At 69.5% G+C, this 1,994-nt stretch carries 3 protein-coding genes; 2 read left to right on the top strand and 1 reads right to left on the bottom strand.

Annotated elements, in window-relative coordinates:
- Both ABZ641_RS35085 and ABZ641_RS35090 read left to right on the top strand, forming a co-directional pair.
- The coding region (locus ABZ641_RS35085) for a nuclear transport factor 2 family protein (protein WP_359988439.1) at positions 1-439 on the top strand (439 nt) is incomplete at its 5' end.
- A 111-nt stretch (positions 440-550) separates the two neighbouring features.
- Positions 551-1,219, top strand: a complete 669-nt coding sequence (locus tag ABZ641_RS35090; RefSeq protein ID WP_359988441.1) for a peptidylprolyl isomerase — start codon at positions 551-553, stop codon at positions 1,217-1,219.
- A gap of 72 nt (positions 1,220-1,291) precedes the next feature.
- Here the strand turns inward: ABZ641_RS35090 and ABZ641_RS35095 are convergent, their stop codons facing one another.
- Complete coding sequence (locus ABZ641_RS35095; RefSeq protein ID WP_359988443.1) at positions 1,292-1,570, bottom strand: hypothetical protein; 279 nt, start codon at positions 1,568-1,570, stop codon at positions 1,292-1,294.
- Positions 1,571-1,994 lie beyond the last annotated feature (424 nt).

Here is a 1,994-nt window from a genome sequence, read left to right on the forward strand (position 1 = left end):
CCGCCATCGCCCCGCCGCGCAGGGCACCGAAGGGCACCTGCCGAGGATCGCCGCCGCCTGGGCCTGCGCCTGGAACGGCACCGACCCGCAGGCACTCGGCGCCCTGTTCACCGTCGACGGCACCTACACCGACCTCGCCGTGGGCATCACCTTCCGCGGCCGCCAGGAGATCTCCGGCTGGAAGGCCCGCGCGGACAGCCTGATCGCCGACGTGCACGTCACCGTCCGCACCACCCACCGCCACGGCAGCCGCATCACCGTCGAGGCGGTCCACGCCGGCCACCTCAAGGCCGCGCCCAAGGCCTTCGCCGTGCCGATGACCACCCGCCTCGACCTCGACACCCACGGCCGGATCGTCGCCGACGAGGACCACCACAGCCTCGCCACCGTCCTCACCCGGTCCGGCCTGCCCGCCGACCGGACCCCGCCGGCCTCCTGACGACCACGGCGCGTCCTCAAGGTCATGGGTGCACACCAGGGCGGTGCATGGGTGCCGTCCGGGCGGGCATGAATGACGGGTCCGCGCCAACTCCACCCGGAAGGCTGCCACGTGAAGCGCAAGACCTGGGCCCTGTTCACCGCCCTGATCACCCTGCCGATGGCCCTGTCCAGCACCGCGGCGGTCGCCCTGCCGGCCGCCGCCACCCCGACGGCGGCCACCGCCTGCAGCTACACGCCGGCGGTCCCGGCCGACAACTTCAAGGGCATCCCCGTCTTCGACGCCAAGAAGGCCGCCAAGCCCTACAGCGCGACACTGCGGACCAGCCAGGGCACCATCACCTTCAAGGCGCTGACCGACAAGGCCCCGTGCACCACCTTCTCGTTCCGCTTCCTGGCCGAGCACGACTACTTCGACCGCAGCCACTGCCACCGGCTCACCACACAGCGGATCTTCGTCCTGCAGTGCGGCGACCCGACCGGCACCGGCAGCGGCGGCCCCGGCTACTCGTTCCCGGACGAGAACCTGGAGGGCGCCACCTACCCGGCCGGTACCGTCGCCATGGCCAACGCCGGCCCGAACACCAACGGCAGCCAGTTCTTCTTCGTCTGGAAGGACACCAAGCTCTCGCCCAACTACACGCCGTTCGGCCAGGTCACCGCCGGCCTCGACGTCCTGCAGAAGATCGCCGCGGGCGGCGAGGACGACCAGAACAACCCCGGCGACGGCTTCCCGAACCTGCCCGTGAACATCCGTCACATCGCCATCACCAAGCGCTGACCGGACGGCGGCCCTGCGGCGGAGGATCGCGCCGCAGGGCCGCCGAGGCGGCCCGTGCCGGCTTCGGGGCCCCTAGCACGGATGATTGTGGACGGCATCGCTGTGATGGCAGCTGTATCTCTTGCACTGCCCCATGAAGCCCGGGACGTAGCCGTCGCAAGGGTGTGCTGAATTCAGGCAATTGTGGCAGTAGCGGCCTTCAGGATCGACATGGACTCCGGCGGCCGCCAGTTTCTCCCGCGCCTCTGCATGGGCCTTTCGGACCTGATCGAGAATCAGATCCTCCAGCTCCGCGGTGACCTCGTCGATCACCTTCTTCTGATCGTCCGTGAAATCGTTCCGGAGCTCCATCGGTTCCTCCATGCTGCTCCGATACCCCCAACTGCCATGGTCCCGCAGCCCGGAGGGTGACGCCACTCGGCCCGGGGCCGGCTACGACGAGTAGCAGAACGCCCTTTTCGTGACTGTCCGCCGTGCTCGCCCCTGCTGTTTCCGCTGCCTGCTCGGGCCGTCCGATTGACCGGTCAACCAGTGACCGAAGATGACCGAATCTGACGATCCGTCACCGACCGGTCTCACGGACATCACGGAACAGGAACCCGTCGTTCTACCGACCGGTACATCGATACGTTCTGGCCCTCACCGCTCATTCCACAGAGGACCCCATGCGCCCCATCACCCTCGCCCTGGCCGCCGCCTGCCTGCTCGCCGGCGCCGTCGCCTGCGAGCCCCCGGCCGACAGCAGCACCCGGAAGTCCACCGCCGCGGCCGTCCC

The sequence above is a fragment of the Kitasatospora sp. NPDC007106 genome, from assembly GCF_040634455.1.
GTDB lineage: Bacteria > Actinomycetota > Actinomycetes > Streptomycetales > Streptomycetaceae > Kitasatospora > Kitasatospora arboriphila.

What these genes read in the sequence shown, in the direction of transcription:
- ABZ641_RS35095 (WP_359988443.1), bottom strand. Translation starts at nt 1,570, where the DNA reads ATGGAGCTCCGGAACGATTTCACGGACGATCAGAAGAAGGTGATCGAC.